This is a genomic window from Stenotrophomonas sp. CS3K5 (assembly GCF_059515225.1).
In genome coordinates, this window is record NZ_JCAKRX010000003.1 from 245,233 (window position 1) to 268,141 (window position 22,909).

Sequence of the window (22,909 nt, forward strand, 5' to 3'; positions counted from 1 at the left end):
CCCTGCGCTCAGGCGGCCGGTGCGCGTCGCGAGAACGTGCCGTGCAATGCAGCGGGAATCGCAAAGCCCTCCATGCGCACCTCCGGCCGGTAGCCACTGCCTGGCGTGAAGCGGTACTCGCGCGCCAACAACGCGCACAGCAGCACCAGCTGCGCATTGCCCACCGCCGAACCCACACACGAACGGGTGGGAAACCCGTAGGGCACGTAGATGCCGGCGGTGCGCTTGCGCCGTTCGGGGAGCCAGCGGTCCGGGTCGAACCGTAGCGGATCATCCCAGTACTTGGCCGAACGGTGCTGGATGAACGAGCTCAGTTCGAACACGGTGCCTTCGGCGATCGCCTGCCCTTCCACTTCAAGATCACAGGCGGCCACCCGGCGGTTGTTGAATGGCGTGGAGTACAGCCGCATCACCTCTTTCAGGAAGCGCATGGTGGCCGGAATGCGCCCCATCGGCAATGCGTGGATCTCAGCATCGGACAGCGCCGCGAACTCCTCTTCGATGCGCTGCTGCCATTGCGGATGCATCTGCAACGCCAGCAACAGGCAGGCGGCCATCATGCCCGGCACGCCGGAGATGGCGATCAGCTGCACGGTGACCAGATAGGTGACCTTGTCCAGGCCGATGCGTTCGTGCAGCGACAGCAGCGACTGTGCGTAATCCAGATGGGAATGACCCGCACGCACGCGCCGTTTCAGTTCGGCGTGGATCACGCGCGACTCGGCGCGGTTGATGAGGAAATTGCGCAACAGGTCGCGACGATGGATGACCTGCTCAACCTGGATGCTGTAGCGAAGATGCAGCGCGCGTTCGATGGCGGCCACGCCCCGCGCGTCCAATCCATCGATGACCAGTGGAATCAACGGATGAGCCATCACCTTCCAGATGGCCGGCGTTGCGTCCTGTTCGACATCACAGAGCGCGTCCAGCGCCCGCCGCATGCGCGACTGCAGCACCTTCAATGTCTCCGCGCCGGTGAGTTCGGCACTGCGCGTGGCGATCAGGCTGCGCACTTCGGTCCAGCGCACGCGCTCATGCCGCCGGAACAGGTCCGCCAGCGATTCGATCACGAACAGATGCTCGGAATTTTCCTTGTCGATCTTTCCGGCCAACTCCGGGCAGAACACCCCGACCCCGCCCGTGTCCAGCTTCAGCACCGGTCCCTCGCGCTCCACGCGTGCGGCCAGGCGCTCGGCAGCGACGGTGCTGCCTTCGTTCGACGTCCCTTGCATGAAGTACGCCTCCGGCAAGAAGGGACTCGAAGACGAGTCCCTTCGTCCTGCTGCAGATCAGATCCGGGCCGAAACCCGGGGAATCAGAACTCTACCCAGATCTGCCAGACCGTCCACACACTGCTCTTTTCGGTCGGATGGATGTTGAGGCTGACGCGCAATGCTCGGGCGAATCTTTTCATGATCACTCCTTTGATTGTGCTTGCTGTGTGGTTATGCCGGGATTATCCGGCCCCGGTTAGATAACACGACATAATCGCGCTGTCCAATCCATGCGGGTGGCGCAGTGCAGCATGCCGTGGCGTGAATGTCGCGGGTAAACCCTCATCCTGCGTGCGCAGGCACGCCTCTATGCTGGCCGCACATTCCCCCACGGAGATTGCCATGAATACGCACGATTCCAGCCGCCAGCCTCGTCCCGATCCGGCCGAGCGCGATGCCTTTTTCCCCTCGCCCTATTCGCTGTCGCAGTTCACCTCGGCACTGAGCGATCTGTCCGGCGCCGATTATCCCGACGCGCGCCGCGATGGCCGCTGGAAAGTGCTGATGATCGGCGCCGATGAGCGCTACCTGCCCACGGCCGATGGTCACCTGTTCTCCACCGGCAATCATCCGGTGGAAACCCTGCTGCCCATGTACCACCTGGACAAGGCCGGGCTGGACATCGATGTGGCGACGCTGTCCGGCAACCCCGTCAAGTTCGAGTGGTGGGCGTTTCCGCGCGAGGACCGCGAGATCGGCGGGCTGTACGAACGCTACCAGACACGGTTCCGCCAACCGCTGCGCCTGGATGACGTGGTGGCGGCCCTCGGCGCGGACTCGGACTATGCCGCGGTGTTCATTCCCGGCGGCCATGGCGCGCTGCTCGGTCTGCCCGACAGCCGCGCAGTGAAAGCCACCCTGCACTGGGCGATGGCCCAGCAGCGGCACATCATCACGCTGTGTCATGGCCCCGCCGCGCTGCTGGCGGCAGGCGTCGACGAGGCCGACGGCGGTTCACTGTTCCGTGGCTATCGCATCTGTGCCTTCCCCGACGCCATGGACCGGCAGACACCGGAGATCGGCTACATGCCGGGCCAGCTGCGCTGGTTCTTCGGCGAGCGCCTGGCGCAGCAGGGGGTGCAGATCGTCAACGCTGGCATCGATGGCAGTGTGTTGCAGGACCGTCTGCTGCTGACCGGCGACAGCCCGCTGGCCGGCAATGCACTGGGCAAACTGGCCGCACGTACGCTGCTGGACACATTGGCCGGACGCTGAGCACGGCCGCCCACGCTGCGCACGCCGGCGCCCACCGACGTGCTGCACGCGGTGGGCGCGGCTCAGCCGCGCGGGATCAACCGGCCGACGAAATCGACCGGATACGCAAAGCCTTCCAGCTGCATCCACGGCGTGGGCTGTGCCTGCACCTGCAACTCGAAATCACGCGTGACCAGCGCGCAGAACAGCAGCAGCTGGGCGTGCCCGACCGCGCTTCCGATGCAGGCGCGGGAGGAGAATCCGAACGGGACATAGGCGCCCTTGTTGGACTGGCGACGCTCCGGCAACCAGCGGTCCGGGTCGAAGCTGTCCGGCGCCTCCCAGAAGTCGGGGGAGTGATGCTGGAAGTAGGACGACAACTCGTACGCACCGCCCTTGCGGATGCAGACGCCCTCGATATCGATGTCATGCGACGCCGGACGATGCAGGGCGAACAGACCCGGCCAGAGCCTGAGCGTTTCCTTGACGAAGCGCGAGGTGCACGGCAGCGATCTGATCGGCAGCGCGTACAGTTCATCCAGGCTGAGCGCCGAGGTTTCCTCGCGGATGCGGGCGTGCCACTGCGGGAAACGATGCATGGCGTACAGCAGACTGGCCGCAGTGATGCCCGGCAGGCCCGACATGCCGGCCAGCACCATCGATACCAGGTAGGCGACCCGATCCACCCCCACCCGTGGCACCAGGGGCAGCAGGGAGTGCAGGAAATCCTCGCGCGGCTGCGGCTCGCGCGCCCGGCGCCGGATGTGCCGCGAGACGGTGCGTGCGGCACGGCGGGAGAGATGGAAATCGATGATCCGGCGCCACCACGAGAAGTTCTGCAGCACGATGGCGTTGTAGCGGGTCTTCTGCTCGCCGATGAGCGCTGCCACATCGGCACGACTCAGCCCGTCGATCAACAGCGGCAACAACGACTGCGATATCGCCCACCAGCTCAACCCACCCAGATCCTGCGGACGCGCCGCACGCTGCAGAAGAAACGCATGCATGCGTTCATACAGCGCGCGCATCTGCGCGGGCGCGGCCAGGCGCCCAGCCTGCTCGCTCAACAGTATGCGTACCTCGCGCCACGCCACCGGGTCCTGCTTGCCACGCAGGCCCAGAAAATCGATCAACGAGTCGGGCACCGTATGCCGGTCGGTGTTGGCCTTGTCGATCCTGACCGCCAGCGCCGGATCGAAAATACCCACCACATCATTCTGGAACCGCAGCACCGGCCCTTCACGACGTACCCGCTCAAGCAGGTCGTCGATGGACATCACCTCCGCATCCGCTGCACGCTCATCCATGCCCAGCTCCTGACGCCAGGGAGGGCATCGGCCCTCCCTGGCGATGTCATCGAATACGTCGCGTCCTGCTGCTCAGAACAGATTCCAATAGCGATACCTGGAACGGATGCACTGCGTCGAATTGTCCGAACGCAGGTTCAGTGACACCTGCAACGCACGAATCAGTCGTGTCATGGCACAGCTCCTTGTGGTTCCATCATGGGTTGACGGTTGCAACTGCCCGGGCGAAGGCCTGGGCACCGCCGTTCTAGCACGCAGCCGCGCGCGCCCGGGTCAAGGCACGATGAAGAACGGCCTGAATACGCAGGAGGCATCGCTGCCGTTACCGCCAGCGCAGGCACATCCGGCCCCGCTCGATTCGTGCGATGCTGCATGAAACCGTTTTCATGGAATGGAGGGATTCCACGATGTTGTCGCGTTTCCGTTGCCCGGCACTGGTCGCGTTGCTGGCCATTGCTCTACCTGCCGTCAGCTGGGCCGCAGCCGCGGCGCCGCTGAAGGTGATGTCGTTCAACGTCCGCACGCCGGCCGATACCGAGCCGGGCAAGCGCTGGCCGGACCGCCGCGATGCGATGGTCAAGGTCATTCTCGATGCCCATCCTGCAGTGATCGGTACCCAGGAACTGGTGCAGGAACAGGCCGACTACCTTGTCCAGCATCTGCCGGGCTATCGCTGGTTCGGCGAAGGTCGCCGCGGCGGCAATGGCGATGAACACATGGGCGTGTTCTACGACAGCACGCGCCTGAGCGTGGAATCGTCAGGCAATTTCTGGCTGTCCGATACACCCGAGGTTGCCGGCAGCATCACCTGGGGCAACCTGTATCCGCGCATGGTCACCTGGGCGGTGTTCCGTCGCCTTGACGACGGTCGCCGCTTCTACTTCATGAATACCCACCTGCCCTACCGCGACGAGGACGAGCCCCGCCGGGTGAAGGGGGCCGAGCTGATCGCCACGCGTCTGGCGACGCTGCCGCCCGATCTGCCGGTGGTACTGACCGGCGACTTCAACAGCGAACCGGGAGGTGAGACCTACAAGGCGTTTACCCGCGTGCTGCAGGACACGCGAACCCAGGTGGCAGCGCCACAGGGTCCGCGCCTGACCTTCCATGATTTCACCGGCACACCCACCGTGCAGCTTGACTGGGTACTGGTGCGCGGATTCCACGCACGCAGCTTCCTCACCGATGATCGCCGCATCAAGGGCGTGCTGCCTTCGGACCACTTCCCGCTGGTGGTGGAACTGGACTGGCCGAAGCGTTGAACCAGCTGTCGCGGCGGCTACAGCGATGCCCGCCGCGACAACAGCCGGTACAGTGCCTGGTGCTGGTCGCGTGCCTGGCAGATCCGGGCGCCGATGGCCAGGAACACCGCGATCCCGATCAGCCCCAGGCCCAGCATCGAATCGACCAGCCGCAGGAAACCGACTGCTGCGGCCAACGTCGCCAGCACCATCAACGCCACGACCGCCACCGACAGCCCGGCGCCGGGTAGCCCGGGATCGCCGAACAACATGCGCTGGGTGTCTCGCTTTTCGTCTGTCATTGCCGTTCCTCCCAAGGGCCACCCCACTAGTTACACGGGGCGGCGGCGTTACGGCAGAGTCAGAAGCGACATGACTGTGAACTGCACCACGACCTGAGGCATCGGGTCGGGCACGGAAGGGGCGACGGCCTGGGCCATCGCCCCTTCCGGCTTACTGCGCCTGCGCCACGCGGGGCGGCTGCGGCGACTGCCCCCAGCCGCCCAGCGCCTTGTACACGCCCACCACGCTGACGTTGACTTCGGCTTCGGCCGCCGCCAACGCATCGTCAGCGGCCAACTGCGTGCGCTGCGCATCCAGCAGGGTCAGGAAATCTTCCGAACCCTCGCGGTAGCGGATCTGCGCCAGCGACTCGGCCCGCCGCGCCGCCTGCGCCTGTTCGACCACAATGCCCAACCGCGCCTGCTGCTTGGAATAGCGGGTCAGTGCATTCTCGGTGTCTTCCAGGGCCAGCAGCACCGCCTGCTCGTACTGGGCGGCAACGCCTTCGGCCTCGGCCTTGCTGGCCCGCAGGCGTGCGCGCACGGTGCCGAAATCGAATGCCGCCCAGCTCAGCGACGGCGTCAGCGACCACGCCTTGTTGTTGCCGTTGACCAGGCCGCTGGCATCACCGCCGAGGAAGCCGACAAAACCGGAAAGCGACAGCCGCGGGAACAGATCGGCGGTGGCCACACCTACGCGTGCCGTGGCAGCGGCCAGGCGACGCTCGGCCACACGCACGTCGGCACGCTGGCGCAGCAGTTCGCGCGTATCACCCAACGGCAGTGCCTTGGCGAAAGCGGGCACCTCATGCGGTGCCAGCATGTCGGCCAGCACTTCCGGGCGCTGGCCCAGCAGCACGGCCAGGCGGTTGCGCGACTGCGTCTCGGCCACTTCCAGCAGCGGGATGTCGGCCTCGATCGCCTTCAAGCGGGCACGGCTGCTCTGCACATCCAGTTCGCTGCCGGCACCCAGTTGCCAGCGTGCCTCGGTCAGCTTCTGCGTATCGCGCAGGTTGACCAGGGTGTGCTGGGCCACGGCGATGCGCTTCTGCGTACCGCGCAGCTCGAAGTAGTTGCGTGCCACTTCGGCGGCGACCAGCACCTGCGCGTCGGCCAGATTGGCTTGCTCGGCGTCGAGGTCGGCGCGCGCGGCTTCGGCAGCACGGCGCTTGCGGCCGAACAGATCCAGCTCCCAGCCGGCGTCGAAGCCGAGCTGGTAGCTTTCACTGAACACCCGCTGCCCACCCAGCTGCGGATCGGGTTGCTTGCGGCGGTCGTAGCTGCCGCCTGCGGTGACGTGCGGGGCCTGGTCGAAACGGCTTTCGACGAACACCGCACGGGCCTGGCTGACGCGGGCCACGGCCACGCGCAGGTCGAGGTTGTCCGACAGCGCACCGTGCACCAGCTGCTCCAGCACCGGATCATCGAACTGCGCCCACCAGCTGGCCACCGGCGAAGCGGTGCTGAACACCGGCTGCTGGGCACCCTGCAGCACCACCGGTTCCTGCACCGGCGCCTTGTAGTTCGGGCCGACGCTGACACAGCCTGCCAGCACCAGGCTGGAGACGGCCATCGCCAACGTGCGGATCACCATGGCAGCACCTCGCCCAGGTAGGTGAAGCTGCCGCTGGCGCCGGATTCACCGATCAGCGCCATTTCCACGCTGGAACGTGCGCCTTCGCTGATCTCGATCTCGCCGTTGCCACCGTTCATGTCGGTCTTCACGTAACCGGGATGCACGGTGTTGACCTTGATCGGGGTGTTGCGCAGTTCGTAGGCCAGGCTCAGGGTCCAGCTGTTCACCGCCGCCTTGGAGGCGTTGTAGGCCGGGACCTTGAAATCGTAGATGCCCGAGGCCGGGTCGGCATGCAGGGTCTGCGAGCCGAGCATGCTCGAGACGTTGACGATGCGGCCGGACTTGGCCTGCTTGACCAGCGGCAGGAAGGCCTGGGTGACTGCCACCAGCGCATACACGTTGGTGTCGAAGGTGCGCTTCCAGGTATCGAGCGACTGTTCCGACGGCGCCTGCGCCGGGTTCTCGATCATGATGCCGGCGTTGTTGACCAGGATGTCGAGGCGGCCATGGCGCTGGCGCACCTGCTCGACCGCTTCGGCGATGCTGGCCGCATCGGTCACGTCCAGCTGGATGGCTTCCACCGGCAGGCCTTCAGCCTGCAGCTTCAGCGCCTGCTCCACGGCGGTCTCGCGCTTGCGGCCGGCCAGCAGCGTGTGCACGCCGGCCTGGGCCAGCTGGCGCACGGTCTCGGCACCGATACCGCGGGTGGCGCCGGTGACCAGCGCGATCTTGTTCTGATGGGTATTCATGGATTCATGCCTTGTGAGGGGGAGGCCGCCGCCGGCCAGTGACCGGCGGCGACGGGGTTCCATGTCAGTGGTGGATGGTCGGCTCGCCGTGCTGCACCAGCTGGCCACCGCCGTTGCGGGTGACGAACTTGCGCAGGGCCACGTAGAACACCGGGGTGAGGAACAAGCCGAACAGGGTCACGCCCAGCATGCCGGCGAACACGGTGATACCGGTCACCGAGCGCACTTCGGCGCCTGCACCGTGCGACAGCACCAGCGGCACGGTGCCGGCGATGAACGCGATGGAGGTCATCACGATCGGGCGCAGACGCAGGCGGCAGGCTTCCAGCGCGGCTTCGACGATGCCCTTGCCGCCCATCTCCAGCTCTCTGGCGAACTCGACGATCAGGATCGCGTTCTTGCACGCCAGGCCCATCAGCACCACCAGACCGACCTGCACGAACACGTTGTTGTCGCCACCGGTCAGCCACACACCGAACAGCGCGGACAGCAGGGTCATCGGCACGATCAGGATCACCGCCAGCGGCAGCGACCAGCTCTCGTACAGCGCAGCCAGCACCAGGAAGGCCAGCATGATCGCCACCGGGAACACGATGAAGGCGGCCTTGCCCTGGGTGGCCTGCTGGTAGCTCAGGTCGGTCCATTCGGTGGTCATGCCCACCGGCAGCACCTTGCCGGCGATCTCGGTCAGCTTGTTCATCGCTTCGGCCGAGGACAGCAGGCGCGGGTCGGCTTCACCGGCCAGATCCGCAGCCGGGTAGCCGTTGAAGCGCAGCACCGGGTCCGGGCCGAAGGTCTGCTTGATGGTGACCATCGAACCGATCGGCACCATTTCGCCGCGGTCGTTGCGGGTACGCAGCTTGCCGATGTCCTCGACCGTCTCGCGGAACGGACCGTCGGCCTGCGCGATCACCTGCCAGGTACGGCCGAACTGGTTGAAGTCGTTGACGTAGGCCGAACCCAGGTAGGTCTGCAGCGTGTCGAACAGCTCGGTGAGCTGCACGCCCTGTGCCTTCGCCTTCACGCGGTCCACCTCGGCATCCAGCTGCGGCACGTTGGCCTGGTAGCTGGAAATCGGGAAGGCCATGCCCGGGGTCTGCGCGACGGTGCCCTGCATTGCCTGCACGGCGTTCTGGAGCGCGCCGTAGCCCAGGTTGCCGCGGTCCTCGATGAACATCTGGTAGCCGTTGCCGTTGCCCAGGCCGAGGATCGGAGGCGGCATCATCGCGAACGCGAAGCCTTCCTGCAGCCCGGCGATCTTCTGGTTGATCTCGGCATTGATCTGCGCAGCGGTACGGCCATGACGCTCGGCGAACGGCTTGAGCGGAATGAACGCCACACCGGTATTGGGCGTGTTGGTGAACTGCAGCGCGTTCAGGCCCGGGAACGAAATGGTGTGGGCCACGCCGTCGGTTTCCTGGGCGATCTTGGCGACCTTGCGCAGCATCTCATCGGTGCGCGCGATCGACGAGCCTTCCGGCAGCTTCACACCGGCAATCAGGTACAGCTTGTCCTGGGTCGGGATGAAGCCCGGCGGCACCAGCTTGAAGATCACACCGGTACCGACCAGCAGGATCGCGTAGACCACGAACACCGCGCCGCGACGGCCAAGGATGCGAGCCACGCCACGCTCGTACTTCTCCGAACTGGACTTGAAGAAGCGGTTGAACGGACGGAACACCCAGCCGAACAGGCGGTCGATCAGGCGGCTCGGGCCGTCCTTCGGGGCGCCATGGGCCTTCAGCAGGCGCGCGGCCAGGGCCGGCGACAGAGTCAGCGAGTTGATCGCCGAGATCACCGTGGAAATGGCAATGGTGACCGCGAACTGCTTGTAGAACTGGCCGGTGACACCGGACAGGAAGGCCATCGGCACGAACACGGCACACAGCACCAGCGCGATCGCCACGATCGGGCCGGACACTTCACGCATGGCCTGGTGTGCCGCCGCGGTGGGCGACAGGCCTTCTTCGATGTTGCGCTCGACGTTCTCCACCACCACGATCGCGTCATCGACCACGATGCCGATCGCCAGCACCAGTCCGAACAGGCTCAGCGTGTTGATCGAGAAGCCCAGCAGGTACAGTGCAGCGAAGGTACCCACCACCGACACCGGCACCGCGATGAGCGGGATGATCGAAGCACGCCAGGTCTGCAGGAACAGGATCACCACCAGCACCACCAGCGCGATGGCTTCCAGCAGCGTGGAGACCACGGCCTTGATCGAATCGCGCACGAAGATGGTGGTGTCATACACCGCTTCGTACTTCACATCGGCCGGCATGGTCTTCTGCATCTCGTCCATCGTCGAGATGACCTGGTCGCGGATTTCCAGCGCGTTGGCGCCGGGCGACTGGAAGACACCGATACCCACCGCGTTCTTGCCGTCCAGCTGCGAGCGCAGGGTGTAGTCGCCGGCACCCAGTTCCAGGCGGGCCACGTCGGCCAGGCGCACGATCTCGCCATCGGTGCCGCTCTTGAGCACGATGTCGCCGAATTCCTTTTCGGTCTTCAGGCGGCCCTGGGCATTGATCAGGGTCAGGAACTGGCTATTCGGCAACGGTTCGGCGCCGAGCTGGCCGGCCGACACCTGCACGTTCTGCTCGCGCATGGCGCGCACCACGTCGCTGGCGGTCAAGCCACGCGAGGCCACCTTGTCCGGGTCCAGCCAGGCGCGCATGGCGTAGTCGCCACCACCGAAGATCTGCGCGTCACCGACGCCGGGGATACGCGCCAGCGCATCCTTGACGTGCAGTCGCGCGTAGTTGCGCAGGTACAGGGTGTCGTACTTGCCTTGCGGCGAGGTCAGGTGCACCACCATCAGGAAGGTCGGCGACTGCTTCTGCGTGGTCACGCCCTGCCGGCGCACATCCTCGGGCAGGCGCGCCTGCGCCTGCGCCACGCGGTTCTGCACCTTCACCGCCGCCGCGTCCGGGTCGGTGCCCGGGCGGAAGGTCACGGTCATCTGCAGCACGCCATCGGAACCGGCCACCGACTTCAGGTACATCATACCTTCGACGCCGTTGATGGCCTCTTCAAGTGGCGTGGCAACGGTCTCGGCGATGACCTTGGGGTTGGCGCCCGGATACACCGTGCGCACGACCACCGACGGCGGCACCACTTCCGGGTACTCGCTGATCGGCAGGATCGGAATCGTGATCAGGCCTGCGGCGAAGATCACGATCGACAGCACCGCCGCGAAGATCGGCCTGTCGATGAAGAAACGGGAAAAGTCCATGGAGGAATTCCTGGGAAAGGCGTTCGGCGGGCAACAGCCACCCTGCCCCTCGCCGAGATGACGAAGGCAGGGAAGGCTGCCGCTGGCGCCGGCAGCTAAACGGAAACTCGGATCAGGAAACGGCGGATCAGTACTTCAGGGCGGCGGTGGCATCGCGGCCCGGTGCCGGCGCCGGCTGTGGCTGCATCGCCACCGCCTTGGCCTGCACCGGCATGCCCGGCATGAAGACCTTCTGCACGCCATCGATGATCACCTTGTCACCGGCGGCCAGGCCGTGCTCGACAATGCGCAGTCCGTCGGCGGTGCGGCCGAGCTGGATGTCACGGCGCTGCGCCTTGCCATCCTTGTCGACCACGTAGACGTACTTGCGGTCCTGGTCGGTCAGCACTGCCTTGTCGTCGATCAGCAGGGCCTGGAACTGGCCGCTGCCGAGCAGCTGCACGCGGGCGAACAGGCCCGGCGTGAACTGGCGGTCGGCGTTGTCCAGCAGCGCGCGGACGCGGATGGTGCCGGTGCTGCGGGCGACCTGGTTGTCGAGGAAGTCGACCTTGCCCGCATGCGGGTAGCCTTCTTCACCGGACAGGCCGACCTTCACCGGCAGTTCGCTGTCACGCTCGCTCGGGCGCTCGCCCTTGCGTGCCATCTGGGCATAGCGCAGGAAGGTGCTTTCGTCGGCATCGAAGTAGACGAACACCGTATCCAGCGAGACCAGCGTGGTCAGCACGCTGGCGCTGTCGCCGGCGGTGACCAGGTTGCCGGCGGTGACCATCGCGCGGCCGGCACGGCCGTCGATCGGTGCACGCACCTTGGTGAACTCCAGGTTGAGGCGGGCCGCATCCAGCGCGGCCTGCGCCGCCTGCACGGCGGCACCGGACTGGTCGGCGGCGGCGCGACGCTGCTCGGCGGTCTCGGTGGAGATCGCCTGCTGCTCGGACAGCCGCTTGGCACGCTCGGATTCGCTGCGGGCCAGCGTGGCCTGGGTGCGGGCGCGGGCCAGTTCGGCGGCGGCGCGATCGTACTCGGCCTGGTAGCTGCGCGCGTCGATGGTGAAGAGCACTTCGCCCTTCTTCACTTCCTGGCCTTCGACATAGTTGACCTTGTCGATGTAGCCGGACACGCGCGGACGCAGTTCAACGCTCTGTACCGCTTCGACGCGGCCGCTGAACTCGTCCCACTGGCTGACCTGCTTGACCAGCACCGGCGCGGCGCTGACCTGCGGCGGCGGCGGCGCACCGGCTTCTTCGGCATGGCCGCCGCTGCACGCTGCCAGCACGGCTGCGGCGAGGATCGACACGCCAACCATCGCGATGCGATGGCCGAAACGATGTGGGGTGGTATTGGGGGAAGTCATGGCATGCATCCGTACGGAGGGGTGGTACAGCTATGGGAAAACGTGTTGCAAAAAGCGGCGGCGAATACTGCGACCTCAACCTTGGTCGAGGTCAAGCGACGCCGGCGGTATCGCGCCACAAGGGAGGAATCTCCAGGTGCAGCAGGCCGCGTGGCAGTTCGGCGTCGCTGCTGTCACAGCGCACGATCGCGCGGTTGTCACGGCAACCATCCAGCAGCGAAACCACGCGACGGCCGACCAGCAGCGAGCTGGGCCACTCGATGCAGGCATTGGCGGCATTGGCCGGGGTACAGACCGGGCTGCAGACTTCCAGCATCTGCGCGCGTACGCCCAGTGCCTGTGCCTCCTGGTGCACCACCTGCGCGTACATGCGCATCGCCGCCGCGGTGATCGAGCTTTCGCCGTAGCCCGCCCACGGCTTGACCGCCGCCGGGCTGCCGATCATCACGTAGCGGCGCGCGTGCACGTTGTCCTGCAGCAGCGGCAGCAGGTGACGCACCGCATGCACGTGCGGCATCAGATCGGCCTGCATCGCGCCGAGCAGTTCATCGCCATTGCGATCAATCACGCGGCCGCGGCGATACGGGCCGCCCATGGCCGCGATCACCGCTGCCAGCGGGCGCGGGCGCTGCGCGATGCGCTCGGCCAGCGCGCGCGCCGAGCCGTCGTCGCTGAGCGAACCCAGCACCGTCTCCAGCCCCGGCTCATCGGCGAACTGCTCGTGCAGCGCGGCCAGCCGGCCCGGATCGCGGCCCACCACCAGCACTGGGCTGCCCGCTTCCAGCAGCGCACCGACCACGCCCTGGCCGACGGCGCCGGTACCGCCGAGGACCAGGACTTCGGGCGTCAGCATCCCATTCACGGGACATTTCCTCCCAAATCCGGGATAGTCCCAATTCGACGCAGCCGGTCACTCCCATGGGGGATCAGCCGGATGACACCGCCACGCTGCTGACGCATAGGCGCGGTAAACTCACGAAAGTCCTTGTGTACCAAGGAACTCGGACGGGCTTCGACGGTCATCGCCAGGTCCAGGGTGTTCTGGCCGACGTTCCGGAGTCGGGCAAGAATGTTGCGCAGGCTCATGGCGGACGGGCTCCAATTAACGAATGGCGCCACGATAGACCTCAAACCTTTACTTGATTAGTCCTGATTAAGGGGAATAATCATCCCGCTCCCGGTCCAATCGTTCTGTCACGATTGTCCCATCCCCGACGTCCAGGATCCCCCGACCATGTCCCACGATCTCAACGAGACGCTGATCTTCGTCAAAGTGGTTGAGCAAGGCAGCTTCATTGCCGCTGCCAAATCGCTCGGCCTGCCCAAGACTACGGTCAGCCGCAAAGTGCAGGAACTGGAAACGCGCCTGGGCGCGCGCCTGCTGCACCGGACCACGCGCCGCCTCGGCCTGACCGAAGCCGGTTCGATCTACCACGAACATTGCCAGCGCATCGCCCGCGAGCTGGAAGAAGCCGAGAGCGCGGTCAGCCAGCTGCAGTCCGGCCCGCGTGGCTGGCTGCGCTTCACCGTGCCCTATTCGATCGGCATCACCTGGATCGCCCCGCTGCTGGGCCAGTTCCACGCGCAGTACCCGGAGATCCGGCTGGACATGCATATGGGCAACGAGAAGCTGGATCTGATTGCAGGTGAAGCCGACCTTGCGCTGCGTGTGGGTGCCCTGCCCGATTCCAACCTGGTGGCGCGCAAGCTGGGCAGCCTGCGCACGCAGGTGTTCGCCAGCCCGGCCTACATCGAACGCTACGGCGAGCCGCTGCATCCGGAAGAGCTGCAGTTCCACCGCATCCTGGCGATGCGCAAGCCCTACCACACCGGCAACTCGCCGCGCTTCACCTGGCAGCTGGGCGAGAACGGCGGCGAGCTGCGCGACTTCCCGGTCACCCCGCTGATGACCGCCAACGACATGTCTGCGCTGAACGGTGCGCTGGTGTGTGGCGAAGGCCTGCTGTTGACCGGTGACGTGATGGCCAAGCCGTTCGTCGAGTCGGGCATGGTGCGCCGCGTGCTGGCCGGCTGGACCGGGCCGGAAGTGGATTTCAACGCGGTGTTCGCCGGTGGCCGCCTGGTCTCGCCGAAGGTGCGTGCGTTTGTCGACTTCCTGGTCGAGAAGCTCAACTTCGATGCCAACTACATGCTGGCGCAGTGCCCCGGCGCGAAGCTGGCACAGCAGCAGAAGGCGCAGGAAGATGCCGCGCTGGAAAGCAGCGGCAAGCGCATCCTGGAGAAGGTGGCCGCTTCGGCGGCATGACCGGAAGCATCCACGCATGGCGTGGATCTGCCGGCATTCCGTAGGGTCGAGCTCGACTCTACGGGCGCTATCGGTGTTCCGAGCAACGCTCGGCACCTACAAAAATGCCGCCTGCAAGGGCGGCATTTTCGTTCCGCGTGCGCCCGGCTTCCGGTAGATGCCGACCTTGGTCGGCGCTGTTGGGAGAAGCCGCGAACGGGCGCGCTATCGGCGTGCCGAGCAAGCTCGGCACCTACAAAAATGCCGCCTGCAAGGGCGGCATTTTCGTTCCGCGTGCGCCCAGCTTCCGGTAGATGCCGACCTTGGTCGGCGCCGTTGGGAGAAGCCGCGAACGGGAGCGCTATCGGCGTGCCGAGCAAGCTCGGCACCTACAAAAATGCCGCCTGCAAGGGCGGCATTTTCGTTCCGGCTACGCCGGAACTGTAACGCTGCGCGTTACTGCTTGAGCGGAATCACGCGGATCTCGACGCGGCGGTTCTTGGCGCGGCCGGCATCGGTGCTGTTGTCGGCAATCGGGTAGGATTTGCCAGCACCCAACGTTTCAATGCGCACGCTCTGCACGCCCTGGCCGATCAGGTACTGCGCCACCGAGTCGGCACGTTCCTTCGACAGGCGGTTGTTGACCGCGTCGCTGCCGATGCTGTCGGTATGCCCGACCACTTCGATCATGGTCTGGTTGTAATCACGCAGGGTGCCCGCCACGCCGTTGAGCGAACCATAGAACTGCGGCTTCAGGGTCGACTTGCCGAAGTCGAAGGTGATGCCGTCCGGCAGGTTCAGCATGATGTTGTCGCCCTGGCGCTGCACATCGATGCCGGTGTTGGCAGTGCGCTCACGCAGCGCGCGTTCCTGGCGATCCTGGTACTGGCCAACGGCGGCGCCGCTGAGCGCGCCGATACCGGCACCGATCAGCGCATGCTGGCGACGCTCGGTGGCGCTGTCGCCGGTCAGCAGGCCAGCGGCCACACCAATGGCGGTACCGATCAGGGCGTTGCGGCCGGTGCGGTTCTGCTGCTCGGTCGGGTTGCCGTACTGGTCACTCTGTACGTAGGAGCCGCCGGTGGCGCAGGCCGACAGGACGGCCGCACTCATCAGGGCCAGTGCGACGTTGCGGGTGGTGTTACGGATCATGAGGTTCTCCTTGGTTTCCGGTCGGCCGGCGGCCTGCGGGCGCAAAGAGAATAAACAGCCCGATGCGATGCCGGAATGATGATCCACGCCCTCGACAGGGGCGCGTTCAGCTAACTGACTGACTCGCTCAGCCAGCACTTTACCCTGCCCCCGACTGGCGGTAGGCCGCCAACGCGGCATCGCGGCCTGCGGCCAGGTCCACCAGTGGCGTACGCGGATAGTCCGGCGCACGCGCTGCCAGCAGCAATGGATGCTGCCAGGGCGCAAACCGCGCCTTCACCGGCAGCGTGGCCAGTTCGGGCACCCAGCGGCTGATGTAGCGCGCCTGCGGATCGAACTTCTCGGCCTGGGTCACGGGGTTGAACACACGGAAGTACGGCGCGGCATCGGCACCGGTTCCCGCCACCCACTGCCAGCCCATCGTGTTGTTGGCCAGGTCGGCATCGACCAGGGTATCCCAGAACCAGCGCGCGCCATGCAGCCAGTGCGCGCGAAGGTGCTTGCACAGGTAGCTGGCGACGATCATCCGCACCCGGTTGTGCATGTAACCGGTGTGCCACAGCTCGCGCAGACCGGCATCGACGATCGGCACGCCGGTGTGGCCGCGCTGCCAGTCCCGCAGCTGCGCGGCGCTGGGGTCCGCCCAGGGGAAGCGATCGAAGCGCGGGTTGAGGTTGTCGGTGGGCGTCTTCGGGAAGTGGTGCAGCAGGTGGTAGGCGAAGTCACGCCAACCCAGCTGGCGCAGGTAGCCATCAATGTCGGCGTCGGTACCGGCGCTGCGCAGCCCCTCCAGCGCGTGGGCGATGCGCCACGGCGCAATCTCACCGAAATGCAGGTGCGGCGACATCCGCGAGGTCCCGACCCGGTCCGGCAGGTCACGCTGCTCCCGGTAGCCGCGCAGGGCGCCGTCCTCGAACACGGACAGCGCTTCCAGCGCCCCGGTCTCGCCCGGCTGCCAGTGCTCCCAGAAACCGGTGTCCCAGTCCAGCGTCGGCGCAAGCTGCAACTCGTCCAGCGCGAGGCTGTCGACCGTGTGCGGTGCCAGTGCATTCGGCGCGTCCTGCAGCGCGGGCAGGCGCCAATGGCTGAGTACATTGCGCCAGTACGGGGTGAACACCTTGTACGGCTGGCCCTGCTGGGTGGCAATGTCCCAGGGCTCGAACAGCAGGCTGCCATTGCAGCTCTGCGCATCGACACCCTGCTCTTGCAGCGTGCGCTTGATGGTGGCATCGCGTGGCTGCGTGGCCGGTTCGTACTTGCGGTTCCAGTACACCGCTTCAGCGCCGGTCTGCCCGATCAGCGCCTGCAGCGTTGGCAGGCTGTCACCGCTGCGCAGCACCAGCGAAGAGCCACGCGTGCGCAGGTCGGCATCCAGCGCCGCCAGCGAACGGTGGCGCCACGCATCGGAGGCCGCACCCGGTGCCCACTCGCCTTCCTCATGCGGTGCGTGCAGGTAGACCGGTACCACGTCGTGACCGGCATCCAACGCGGCCTGCAGGGCCGGATTGTCCTGCAGCCGCAGATCACGGCGGAACCATAGCAACGCTACCGACACAGACACCGCCTTCGTTGTGGAAGGCGCACATGATAGCCGGCGGCGGTGAAGGCGATGCGTGGGCGCAACATCGACGCATCGCGTGGATCTACTGCTTGAAGCGCTGCATCGCCTCGCTGATCAGCGCGCGCGCCTCGGCGGCGTTGCCCCAGCCGTTGAGCTGCACCGGATTGCGCCCGGCCGGCAGGTCCTTGTAGACCCGGAAGAACGCCTCGATGCGTTGCCGCTCGATCTCCGGCAGATCGTCCAGATCGCGAATGCCGGCGTAGCTCGGATCCACCTTGTCGGTGGGCACGCCGATGATCTTCTCATCGTGCTCGCCGCCGTCGATCATCTTCAGGTAGCCGATCGGGCGGAAGCGCACGATCACGCCCGGATGCAGCGGCTCGCGGGTCAGCACCAGCGCGTCCAGCGGATCGTTGTCGCCTGCCAACGTCCGCGGCATCGAGCCGTAGTTGGCCGGATAGGCCACCGGCATCGACTGGAAGCGGTCCACATGCACCAGGCCGTCTTCCTTGATCTCGTACTTGGTGAAGCTGCCCGCAGGAATCTCCACGGCCAGATTCACCTCCTGCGGCGCCTGCTTCGGCTGCGCCACCAGCAACGGGTGCAGCACAGCATCCGCGGCGGTCACCGCTGTCGCGAGCAGCAGCAGGGCGCCGCCGATGGCACCCATGGGGACAAGACGGCGTGCAGCGTTCATCCGGATCTCCTCATTCCCAGCAACGGTCAGCGCGACCCTTGGCGGTCTGCGCACGCGGGCAGTCGCGTGGTGCGATGCGTCCTTCGGTCAGCTCGGTACGCTGCTTGCTGCCCTGGGCATCGCGGCGCAGTTCAAAGCTGTCGTACAGGCGTCCCGTCACCGTACGCGCTTCGTAGCGCAGGCGCTGTGGGTCGATGCGCAGCACCTGGAACAGCTGGGTATCCTCGGCCACCGGATCCATCGTGCTGCGCGCTTCATCGGAAAGGCGGTACTGCTTCGGCCCGGCCACGGTCACCACGTACTGCGGCGTCGCGGCCTGCCCTTCGCCACGGCGTCCGTAGGTGTGATCGTGGCCCTGCAGCACCAGATCCACCTTGTGGCGACGCACCACCGGCAGCAGCACATCACGCAGCGCGGCATTCTCGCGCCCCTCGCGGGGCGAATAGAACGGCTGGTGCAGCAGCACAAGAGTCCACGGCTGCGGGTTTGCCGTCAGCACCTTGTCCAGCCACTGCGCCTGCGCCTTGGCCGTGCCCAGATCCAGTGCCGAAGTACCGTCAAGCACCACCACGCGCGCCGCCTGCGCGTCGAACCAGTAGCTGGTCTGCTGGGCGGCGGCGGCACCATTGCCCGGCAGCGCGAACGTCACCGGCCAGTGCCGGCCCAGCACCCGACGCTCCTGCGGGGTGTCCTCGAACTCCTCGAAGTATTCGTGGTTGCCGATCGCCGGCGCCACCAGCGTTTCCTGCGCCAACCAGCCGGTGGCGGCGAACCACTCGCCCCACTCGCTGTCGTCCATGTTGTCGCCGCCACTGACCAGATCGCCTGCGAACAAGCTCACGCGCGCGTCCGGCGCCGCCTTCTGCGCGGCGCGCACCACGCGGCTGACATGGCTGAGGTTCTTGTTCTGGGTGTCGCCGAAGTACAGCAGGGTCAGCGGCTGCTCGGCGCTGGCCAGCGTGCGCAGCTGGTTCCAGGCACTCCAGCTGCCGTTGCCCTGCACGCGGTAGACGTACAGGGTATCCGGCTGCAGCCCATTGACGTCGGCACGATGATGGTGTGACGAGTCGTTCTCGGTCTGCAACGCACGGGTCGTCGCGCGGATCTGGCGGATGCCCTCGATGGCCGGTGAATCAGCGGCCAGGGCGATTTCCAGCAACGGCGCCTGCACACTGCCATCGGTGCGCCAGGCCACGGCGAAACCGTGACCGGGATCGGCTGCGGGCGAGGCTACGATACGGTCCGGCACCGCTGTCGCTGCGTAGTGGCGACTGCCCACCGGCACCTGGGTATTTGGCTCGGCGGCAGCGAACACCTGCGACGGCAGTGCCAGCAGCAGGCCCAGGGCGAAGGTGCCGATCAGGCGACGCCCGCTCATGCGCCACACTCCAGCGGCAGCGCCAGCTGCTTGGCAATGCTCTCCCAATCGAACGCCACCACGCCCTGGTCATCATGCACCGCGTACAGCGCACCATGCGGGAAGCGCGCGCTCGGCTGCTGCATCATCCAGATGCCATCGGTGTTGGCCACAGTATTGCCCTGGAAGGCGCCCACCGGCTTCAACGTGTGGCGATCAAACAGGTGGAACACGCTGCGCTGCTTGCCCTGTTCGGTGGTGATCCACCAACCATCCTTGCCGCAGGTGCGCAGGGTCACGCCCTCGGCCTGCGCCTTGAACACATCGCGGCCGAAGGTGGTGCCGGTGAAACGCCCGGCCAAGGTGTAGACCTTGAACTCGCTGGCGTAGCGCTCGTCCTCTTCCGCGATCAACAGGCGGTCGTTGTCCGGGTCGCCCCAGATCGATTCGACCACGCGCAGCGCACCGGCTTCGCGGGTGTCACCGATGCTGGCGACGAGCGTTGCCTCGACCTTCGCGCCGTCGCGGCTCACATGGTACTGGCGCACGCGCTTGTCCAGCTCGGCCAGCGGCGGCAGGATGTCACGCCCCTGTGCATCCTCGCCGTTGTCCCAGGAATCGGTGACGTAGACGCTGTAGCCATCGGCACGGCGGTCGACCCACAGCCCGTATGGCTTGCGCAGGTCGTCCGCAGCGAACGTCGCCAGCGGGGTGAAGTCCGGCAGGCCCAGCACCTGTACGCGGTGATTGTCGCGCTCCACGATCCACAGCAGGTCGTCGGTCACCGCAATGCCGTTTGGGCGGTCGAACTGCCCAGGCGCGGTGCCGCTGCTGCCGACGTCGCGCAGGTGCTGGCCAGTGCTGCCGTCGTAGACCACCAGCTTGTCGGTGGCCTTGGCAGTGGCGATCAGCCACAGTTTTCCGTCGGGTGCGCGCCAGGCGGCTGGGGAATCAATGTTGTCGGCCGGCGTCATCGGCGAAAGGAATGCCTCGGCGATGGTGGTCACCGCACGCTCGGCTGCAGCCTTTGCCTCAGGCGTGGCCGCGGACGGATCGTTGCCGATGGCCGGCGTGCAGCCCGCCACCAGGGTCGCGGCCAGTGCGGAAGCCAGCAGGGTGATGCGACGCGCCATCACAGTGCCACCTTCAGGCCCAGCGCGTAGGTACGGCCATACTCTTCCATCTGCAGGGTGCGCGAGCGCGTGCCCTGGTACAGCTCAAGCGGCTTGTCCAGCAGGTTCTGCGCTTCGAAGTACATGCTCACGCGCGGGGTGAACTTGTAGTCCAGCGAGAAGTCGAGCTGGGTATTGGGTGCGACATAGATGTCGAAGGCGCGGCCCTTGCCGATACTATCGAGGTACTCACTGCGGTACACCGCCGCCAACCGCGTGCTCAGACCATACTTCTCGTAGCCGATGTGCGCACTGTAGACGTGCTTGGACGCGCGCGGCAGGGTAAAGTCCTCACCGGCACGATCCTCGATCCCCGCGTCGAACTCGGTGTCCAGCCAGGTGCCACTGGCACCGACCAGCAGCCCGTCCAGGCCGGCCGGCAGGAACGCCAGCTGCTGCTGCCAGTTGAATTCCGCACCGCGCACGGTGGCCTTGCGGCCGTTGATCGGCTGGGTCACGTCGTAACCACCGTAGGCCGGGTCGTTGGTACGCACGGTTTCCACGATGTAGCCGTCGATCGACTTGTGGAACAGGCCCAGCGAGACGATGCCGCTGCTGCCGATGTACTTCTCCACCGACAGGTCGATGTTCTTCGATTCGTACGGATCCAGCTCCGGATTGCCCAGGCGCACTTCCTCGTCACCGCGGCTGTAGCCCACGCGCGGCGAGATATCGCCGAACGAGGGGCGCGCCACGGTCTTGTTGGCCGAGGCACGCAGCACCCAGTCGTCGGCGGCGTCATAGCGCAGGTGCAGGCCCGGCAGCACGTTGGTGTAGCTGCTGTTGGCCACGCGCGGGGTGACGGTGAAGCTGCGGCCGTTGGCCGCCACGTCGACCTGGTTGCCCGTCGCCTTGAACTGGGTGTTCTCCACGCGCACGCCGCCGATGATGCGCAGCGCGCCGATGTCCCAGGTGCCCATCACATAGCTGGCGAAGATGTCCTCGCTGGCCGTGTAGTCTTCTTCCAGCGAGGTCATCGCATTGCCACCAACGTCCTGCGGCCGCGCACTGTACTGGCTGCCATTGGCCGCCCAGAACGCGCGCATCGCCGCCGAATCCATGCCGTCACCCAGGGTGCCGTGGCGGTACTCCGGCGACGAGGTGCTCCAGCTCGACAGCGCAACCTTCGGGCCGACGCGCAGCTCGCTCTCGTCGACATTGACGTCGCGGTCGCGCCAGCGGCCCAGCAGGCCCATCTTGATGCTGCCGCTGTCACCGTCGAAGCGCACGTTGACCTGCGCGCTGTGCTCCTTGTCATTGACCTGCTTGGGCGAAAGCACGAAACGGTCGAAGGCGTAGTTGCCGTTGTCCAGCCACTGCGGGTTGTCGAAACTGTAGCTGGGCAGGCGGCTGCGCTGGTCCAGCGTGCCATTGAAGGCCTTGCCGTTGAGCTTGAAGCGCGCCTCCATCTCGTCGTTGACGCGCTCTTCGGTACGGGTGTAGCCGACCCGGTAATCGACCACGGCGTTGCTCAGCTTGTTCTCGCCGCCCAGGCTGGCCGCGAAGGTGTTCTCCTTCTTGGTGCGGTAGCGCATGCGCTTGTCGATCGAATCCTTCGGCATGCCGTCCAGGCGGTACTGGTCGGTGCCGGTGTTGACCATCTTGGCGTCGTCGAAGTTGAAGATCACGCGCTGGCGGGTTTCGGCATCGTCGAACTGGCTGTACAGCGTGCGCAGGTAGTACCTGCTGTCTTCGTCCGGGCGCCAGTCGAGGTTGAGGTTGGCGCCGATGCGCTTGCGCTCGATCTCGTACTTGCGGTGCTGCAGGTTGATCGCGGTGACGTCACCGGGTGCGGCGTCATCCTCGCCGTCGTACTCCACTTCAGTGTTGTCCGACTCGAACTTCCGCTTCTGGTAGTTCACGCCCAGCGCCACGCCGAAGGTGTCGTTGAACACTTCGCTGTAGTTGAAGGCCGCCTTCGGGCTGGTCTCTCCGGACAGCTGCTGGTGGCTGCCTTCGATCTTGCCACGCAGGCTGCGGCCGTCGCGGTCGAACGCCGAGGCCGACTCGACCAGCACCGCGCCGCCGATGGCGTCGCCGGGCATGTCCGGGGTCGGCGACTTCACCACGCGCAGGCGTTCGGTGGAATCGGACGGGATGACGTCCAGCGGTGCGGCGCGGCTGGAGTCCTCCGGCGTACCCACCGCGATGCCGTCCACGCTGACGCTGTTGAGATTGGCATCCAGGCCACGGATGACCACGAAGCGGCCTTCGCCCTGGTCGCGGGTCACGCTGATGCCGGGCAGCCGCTGCAGCGACTCGGCGACGTTCTTGTCCGGGTACTGGCCCAGCGCATCGGAGGACACCGCGTCTTCGATCGCGTCACTGCTGCGCTTGAGGTCGACCGCGCGGATCTGCGATTCGAGCTGGGCGCGCACTTCGATGCGGTCCAGATCGACCGCATCAGCGGCCACCGCACCGGTGGCGGCGACCGCCTGCTGCCCGGCAGCCTGCAGCGGTGCCGCGGCCCCCATCGCCAGTGTCAGGGTGATGGCAACGGCCAACGGAGTCTTGATA

Annotated in this window: 18 protein-coding genes; 3 read left to right on the forward strand and 15 right to left on the reverse strand. The window is 66.3% G+C overall.

Annotated features, from left to right (window positions below):
- Positions 1-8: 8 nt before the first annotated feature.
- Positions 9-1,232: a cytochrome P450 gene (locus tag AC5YGJ_RS06145; protein WP_249844313.1), complete on the reverse strand. Its 1,224-nt coding sequence runs from the start codon at positions 1,230-1,232 to the stop codon at positions 9-11.
- Between the two features lie 384 nt (positions 1,233-1,616).
- Between AC5YGJ_RS06145 and hchA the strand changes: the two genes are divergently transcribed.
- Positions 1,617-2,489, forward strand: a complete 873-nt coding sequence (hchA, locus tag AC5YGJ_RS06150) for a glyoxalase III HchA (RefSeq protein ID WP_249844314.1) — start codon at positions 1,617-1,619, stop codon at positions 2,487-2,489.
- 62 nt (positions 2,490-2,551) lie between these two features.
- Here hchA and AC5YGJ_RS06155 read toward each other — a convergent pair whose 3' ends face one another.
- A complete protein-coding gene (locus tag AC5YGJ_RS06155) occupies positions 2,552-3,775 on the reverse strand; it encodes a cytochrome P450 (protein WP_496186073.1) in 1,224 nt (407 codons plus the stop codon).
- 407 nt (positions 3,776-4,182) lie between these two features.
- On the opposite strand from AC5YGJ_RS06155, the gene AC5YGJ_RS06160 reads away from it, so the two are divergent.
- Complete coding sequence (locus AC5YGJ_RS06160; RefSeq protein WP_496186074.1) at positions 4,183-5,037, forward strand: endonuclease/exonuclease/phosphatase family protein; 855 nt, start codon at positions 4,183-4,185, stop codon at positions 5,035-5,037.
- Between the two features lie 17 nt (positions 5,038-5,054).
- On the opposite strand, the gene AC5YGJ_RS06165 is transcribed toward AC5YGJ_RS06160, so the two are convergent.
- From AC5YGJ_RS06165 to AC5YGJ_RS06195, 7 genes are all read right to left on the reverse strand, one after another.
- The gene (locus AC5YGJ_RS06165; protein ID WP_107232747.1) at positions 5,055-5,318 is read right to left on the reverse strand and encodes a hypothetical protein; all 264 of its coding nucleotides are present in this window, start codon (positions 5,316-5,318) and stop codon (positions 5,055-5,057) included.
- A gap of 151 nt (positions 5,319-5,469) precedes the next feature.
- On the reverse strand, positions 5,470-6,891 hold the full coding sequence (locus AC5YGJ_RS06170; protein ID WP_496186075.1) for an efflux transporter outer membrane subunit: 1,422 nt from the start codon (positions 6,889-6,891) through the stop codon (positions 5,470-5,472).
- Positions 6,885-7,622 (reverse strand): SDR family oxidoreductase, encoded by a 738-nt coding sequence (locus AC5YGJ_RS06175; protein WP_106549383.1) that lies wholly within the window; start codon positions 7,620-7,622, stop codon positions 6,885-6,887. The genes AC5YGJ_RS06170 and AC5YGJ_RS06175 overlap by 7 nt, the downstream gene beginning before the upstream one ends.
- Positions 7,623-7,686: 64 nt before the next feature.
- Entirely contained in the window at positions 7,687-10,857 is a 3,171-nt protein-coding gene (locus AC5YGJ_RS06180) for an efflux RND transporter permease subunit (protein WP_309334027.1), read from the reverse strand.
- A 127-nt stretch (positions 10,858-10,984) separates the two neighbouring features.
- Positions 10,985-12,208 (reverse strand): efflux RND transporter periplasmic adaptor subunit, encoded by a 1,224-nt coding sequence (locus AC5YGJ_RS06185; RefSeq protein ID WP_109813848.1) that lies wholly within the window; start codon positions 12,206-12,208, stop codon positions 10,985-10,987.
- 91 nt (positions 12,209-12,299) lie between these two features.
- The gene (locus AC5YGJ_RS06190) at positions 12,300-13,070 is read right to left on the reverse strand and encodes an SDR family NAD(P)-dependent oxidoreductase (protein ID WP_249844320.1); all 771 of its coding nucleotides are present in this window, start codon (positions 13,068-13,070) and stop codon (positions 12,300-12,302) included.
- Positions 13,067-13,294, reverse strand: a complete 228-nt coding sequence (locus AC5YGJ_RS06195; protein ID WP_496186076.1) for a hypothetical protein — start codon at positions 13,292-13,294, stop codon at positions 13,067-13,069. Before AC5YGJ_RS06195 ends, AC5YGJ_RS06190 begins: the two co-directional genes overlap by 4 nt.
- Before the next feature lie 148 nt (positions 13,295-13,442).
- On the opposite strand from AC5YGJ_RS06195, the gene AC5YGJ_RS06200 reads away from it, so the two are divergent.
- The gene (locus AC5YGJ_RS06200; RefSeq protein ID WP_005416157.1) at positions 13,443-14,474 is read left to right on the forward strand and encodes a LysR family transcriptional regulator; all 1,032 of its coding nucleotides are present in this window, start codon (positions 13,443-13,445) and stop codon (positions 14,472-14,474) included.
- Positions 14,475-14,909: 435 nt separating this feature from the next.
- Here the strand turns inward: AC5YGJ_RS06200 and AC5YGJ_RS06205 are convergent, their stop codons facing one another.
- The 6 genes from AC5YGJ_RS06205 to AC5YGJ_RS06230 form a co-directional block, all read right to left on the reverse strand.
- Positions 14,910-15,605, reverse strand: coding sequence for a YiaD family glycine zipper/OmpA-like lipoprotein (locus AC5YGJ_RS06205; RefSeq protein ID WP_010484399.1), 696 nt, complete (start codon positions 15,603-15,605; stop codon positions 14,910-14,912).
- 139 nt (positions 15,606-15,744) lie between these two features.
- Positions 15,745-17,160 carry a cryptochrome/photolyase family protein gene (locus AC5YGJ_RS06210; protein ID WP_496186162.1) on the reverse strand — a complete coding sequence of 472 codons (1,416 nt, stop codon included), beginning with the start codon at positions 17,158-17,160 and terminating at the stop codon, positions 15,745-15,747.
- Between the two features lie 88 nt (positions 17,161-17,248).
- Positions 17,249-17,863, reverse strand: coding sequence for an inorganic diphosphatase (locus AC5YGJ_RS06215; RefSeq protein WP_496186077.1), 615 nt, complete (start codon positions 17,861-17,863; stop codon positions 17,249-17,251).
- Between the two features lie 10 nt (positions 17,864-17,873).
- Positions 17,874-19,241 carry a purple acid phosphatase family protein gene (locus AC5YGJ_RS06220; protein WP_496186078.1) on the reverse strand — a complete coding sequence of 456 codons (1,368 nt, stop codon included), beginning with the start codon at positions 19,239-19,241 and terminating at the stop codon, positions 17,874-17,876.
- Complete coding sequence (locus AC5YGJ_RS06225; RefSeq protein WP_496186079.1) at positions 19,238-20,353, reverse strand: phytase; 1,116 nt, start codon at positions 20,351-20,353, stop codon at positions 19,238-19,240. The genes AC5YGJ_RS06220 and AC5YGJ_RS06225 overlap by 4 nt, the downstream gene beginning before the upstream one ends.
- Positions 20,353-22,866 (reverse strand): TonB-dependent receptor, encoded by a 2,514-nt coding sequence (locus AC5YGJ_RS06230; RefSeq protein WP_496186163.1) that lies wholly within the window; start codon positions 22,864-22,866, stop codon positions 20,353-20,355. The genes AC5YGJ_RS06225 and AC5YGJ_RS06230 overlap by 1 nt, the downstream gene beginning before the upstream one ends.
- Between the last annotated feature and the right edge of the window lie 43 nt (positions 22,867-22,909).

What these genes read in the sequence shown, in the direction of transcription:
- AC5YGJ_RS06170 (WP_496186075.1), bottom strand. Translation starts at nt 6,891, where the DNA reads ATGGTGATCCGCACGTTGGCGATGGCCGTCTCCAGCCTGGTGCTGGCA.
- AC5YGJ_RS06160 (WP_496186074.1), top strand. Translation starts at nt 4,183, where the DNA reads ATGTTGTCGCGTTTCCGTTGCCCGGCACTGGTCGCGTTGCTGGCCATT.
- AC5YGJ_RS06155 (WP_496186073.1), bottom strand. Translation starts at nt 3,775, where the DNA reads ATGGATGAGCGTGCAGCGGATGCGGAGGTGATGTCCATCGACGACCTG.
- AC5YGJ_RS06230 (WP_496186163.1), bottom strand. Translation starts at nt 22,866, where the DNA reads ATGGGGGCCGCGGCACCGCTGCAGGCTGCCGGGCAGCAGGCGGTCGCC.
- AC5YGJ_RS06145 (WP_249844313.1), bottom strand. Translation starts at nt 1,232, where the DNA reads ATGCAAGGGACGTCGAACGAAGGCAGCACCGTCGCTGCCGAGCGCCTG.
- AC5YGJ_RS06215 (WP_496186077.1), bottom strand. Translation starts at nt 17,863, where the DNA reads ATGAACGCTGCACGCCGTCTTGTCCCCATGGGTGCCATCGGCGGCGCC.
- AC5YGJ_RS06220 (WP_496186078.1), bottom strand. Translation starts at nt 19,241, where the DNA reads ATGAGCGGGCGTCGCCTGATCGGCACCTTCGCCCTGGGCCTGCTGCTG.
- AC5YGJ_RS06195 (WP_496186076.1), bottom strand. Translation starts at nt 13,294, where the DNA reads ATGAGCCTGCGCAACATTCTTGCCCGACTCCGGAACGTCGGCCAGAAC.
- AC5YGJ_RS06175 (WP_106549383.1), bottom strand. Translation starts at nt 7,622, where the DNA reads ATGAATACCCATCAGAACAAGATCGCGCTGGTCACCGGCGCCACCCGC.
- AC5YGJ_RS06200 (WP_005416157.1), top strand. Translation starts at nt 13,443, where the DNA reads ATGTCCCACGATCTCAACGAGACGCTGATCTTCGTCAAAGTGGTTGAG.
- AC5YGJ_RS06185 (WP_109813848.1), bottom strand. Translation starts at nt 12,208, where the DNA reads ATGACTTCCCCCAATACCACCCCACATCGTTTCGGCCATCGCATCGCG.
- AC5YGJ_RS06165 (WP_107232747.1), bottom strand. Translation starts at nt 5,318, where the DNA reads ATGACAGACGAAAAGCGAGACACCCAGCGCATGTTGTTCGGCGATCCC.
- AC5YGJ_RS06205 (WP_010484399.1), bottom strand. Translation starts at nt 15,605, where the DNA reads ATGATCCGTAACACCACCCGCAACGTCGCACTGGCCCTGATGAGTGCG.
- AC5YGJ_RS06225 (WP_496186079.1), bottom strand. Translation starts at nt 20,353, where the DNA reads ATGGCGCGTCGCATCACCCTGCTGGCTTCCGCACTGGCCGCGACCCTG.
- AC5YGJ_RS06180 (WP_309334027.1), bottom strand. Translation starts at nt 10,857, where the DNA reads ATGGACTTTTCCCGTTTCTTCATCGACAGGCCGATCTTCGCGGCGGTG.
- hchA (WP_249844314.1), top strand. Translation starts at nt 1,617, where the DNA reads ATGAATACGCACGATTCCAGCCGCCAGCCTCGTCCCGATCCGGCCGAG.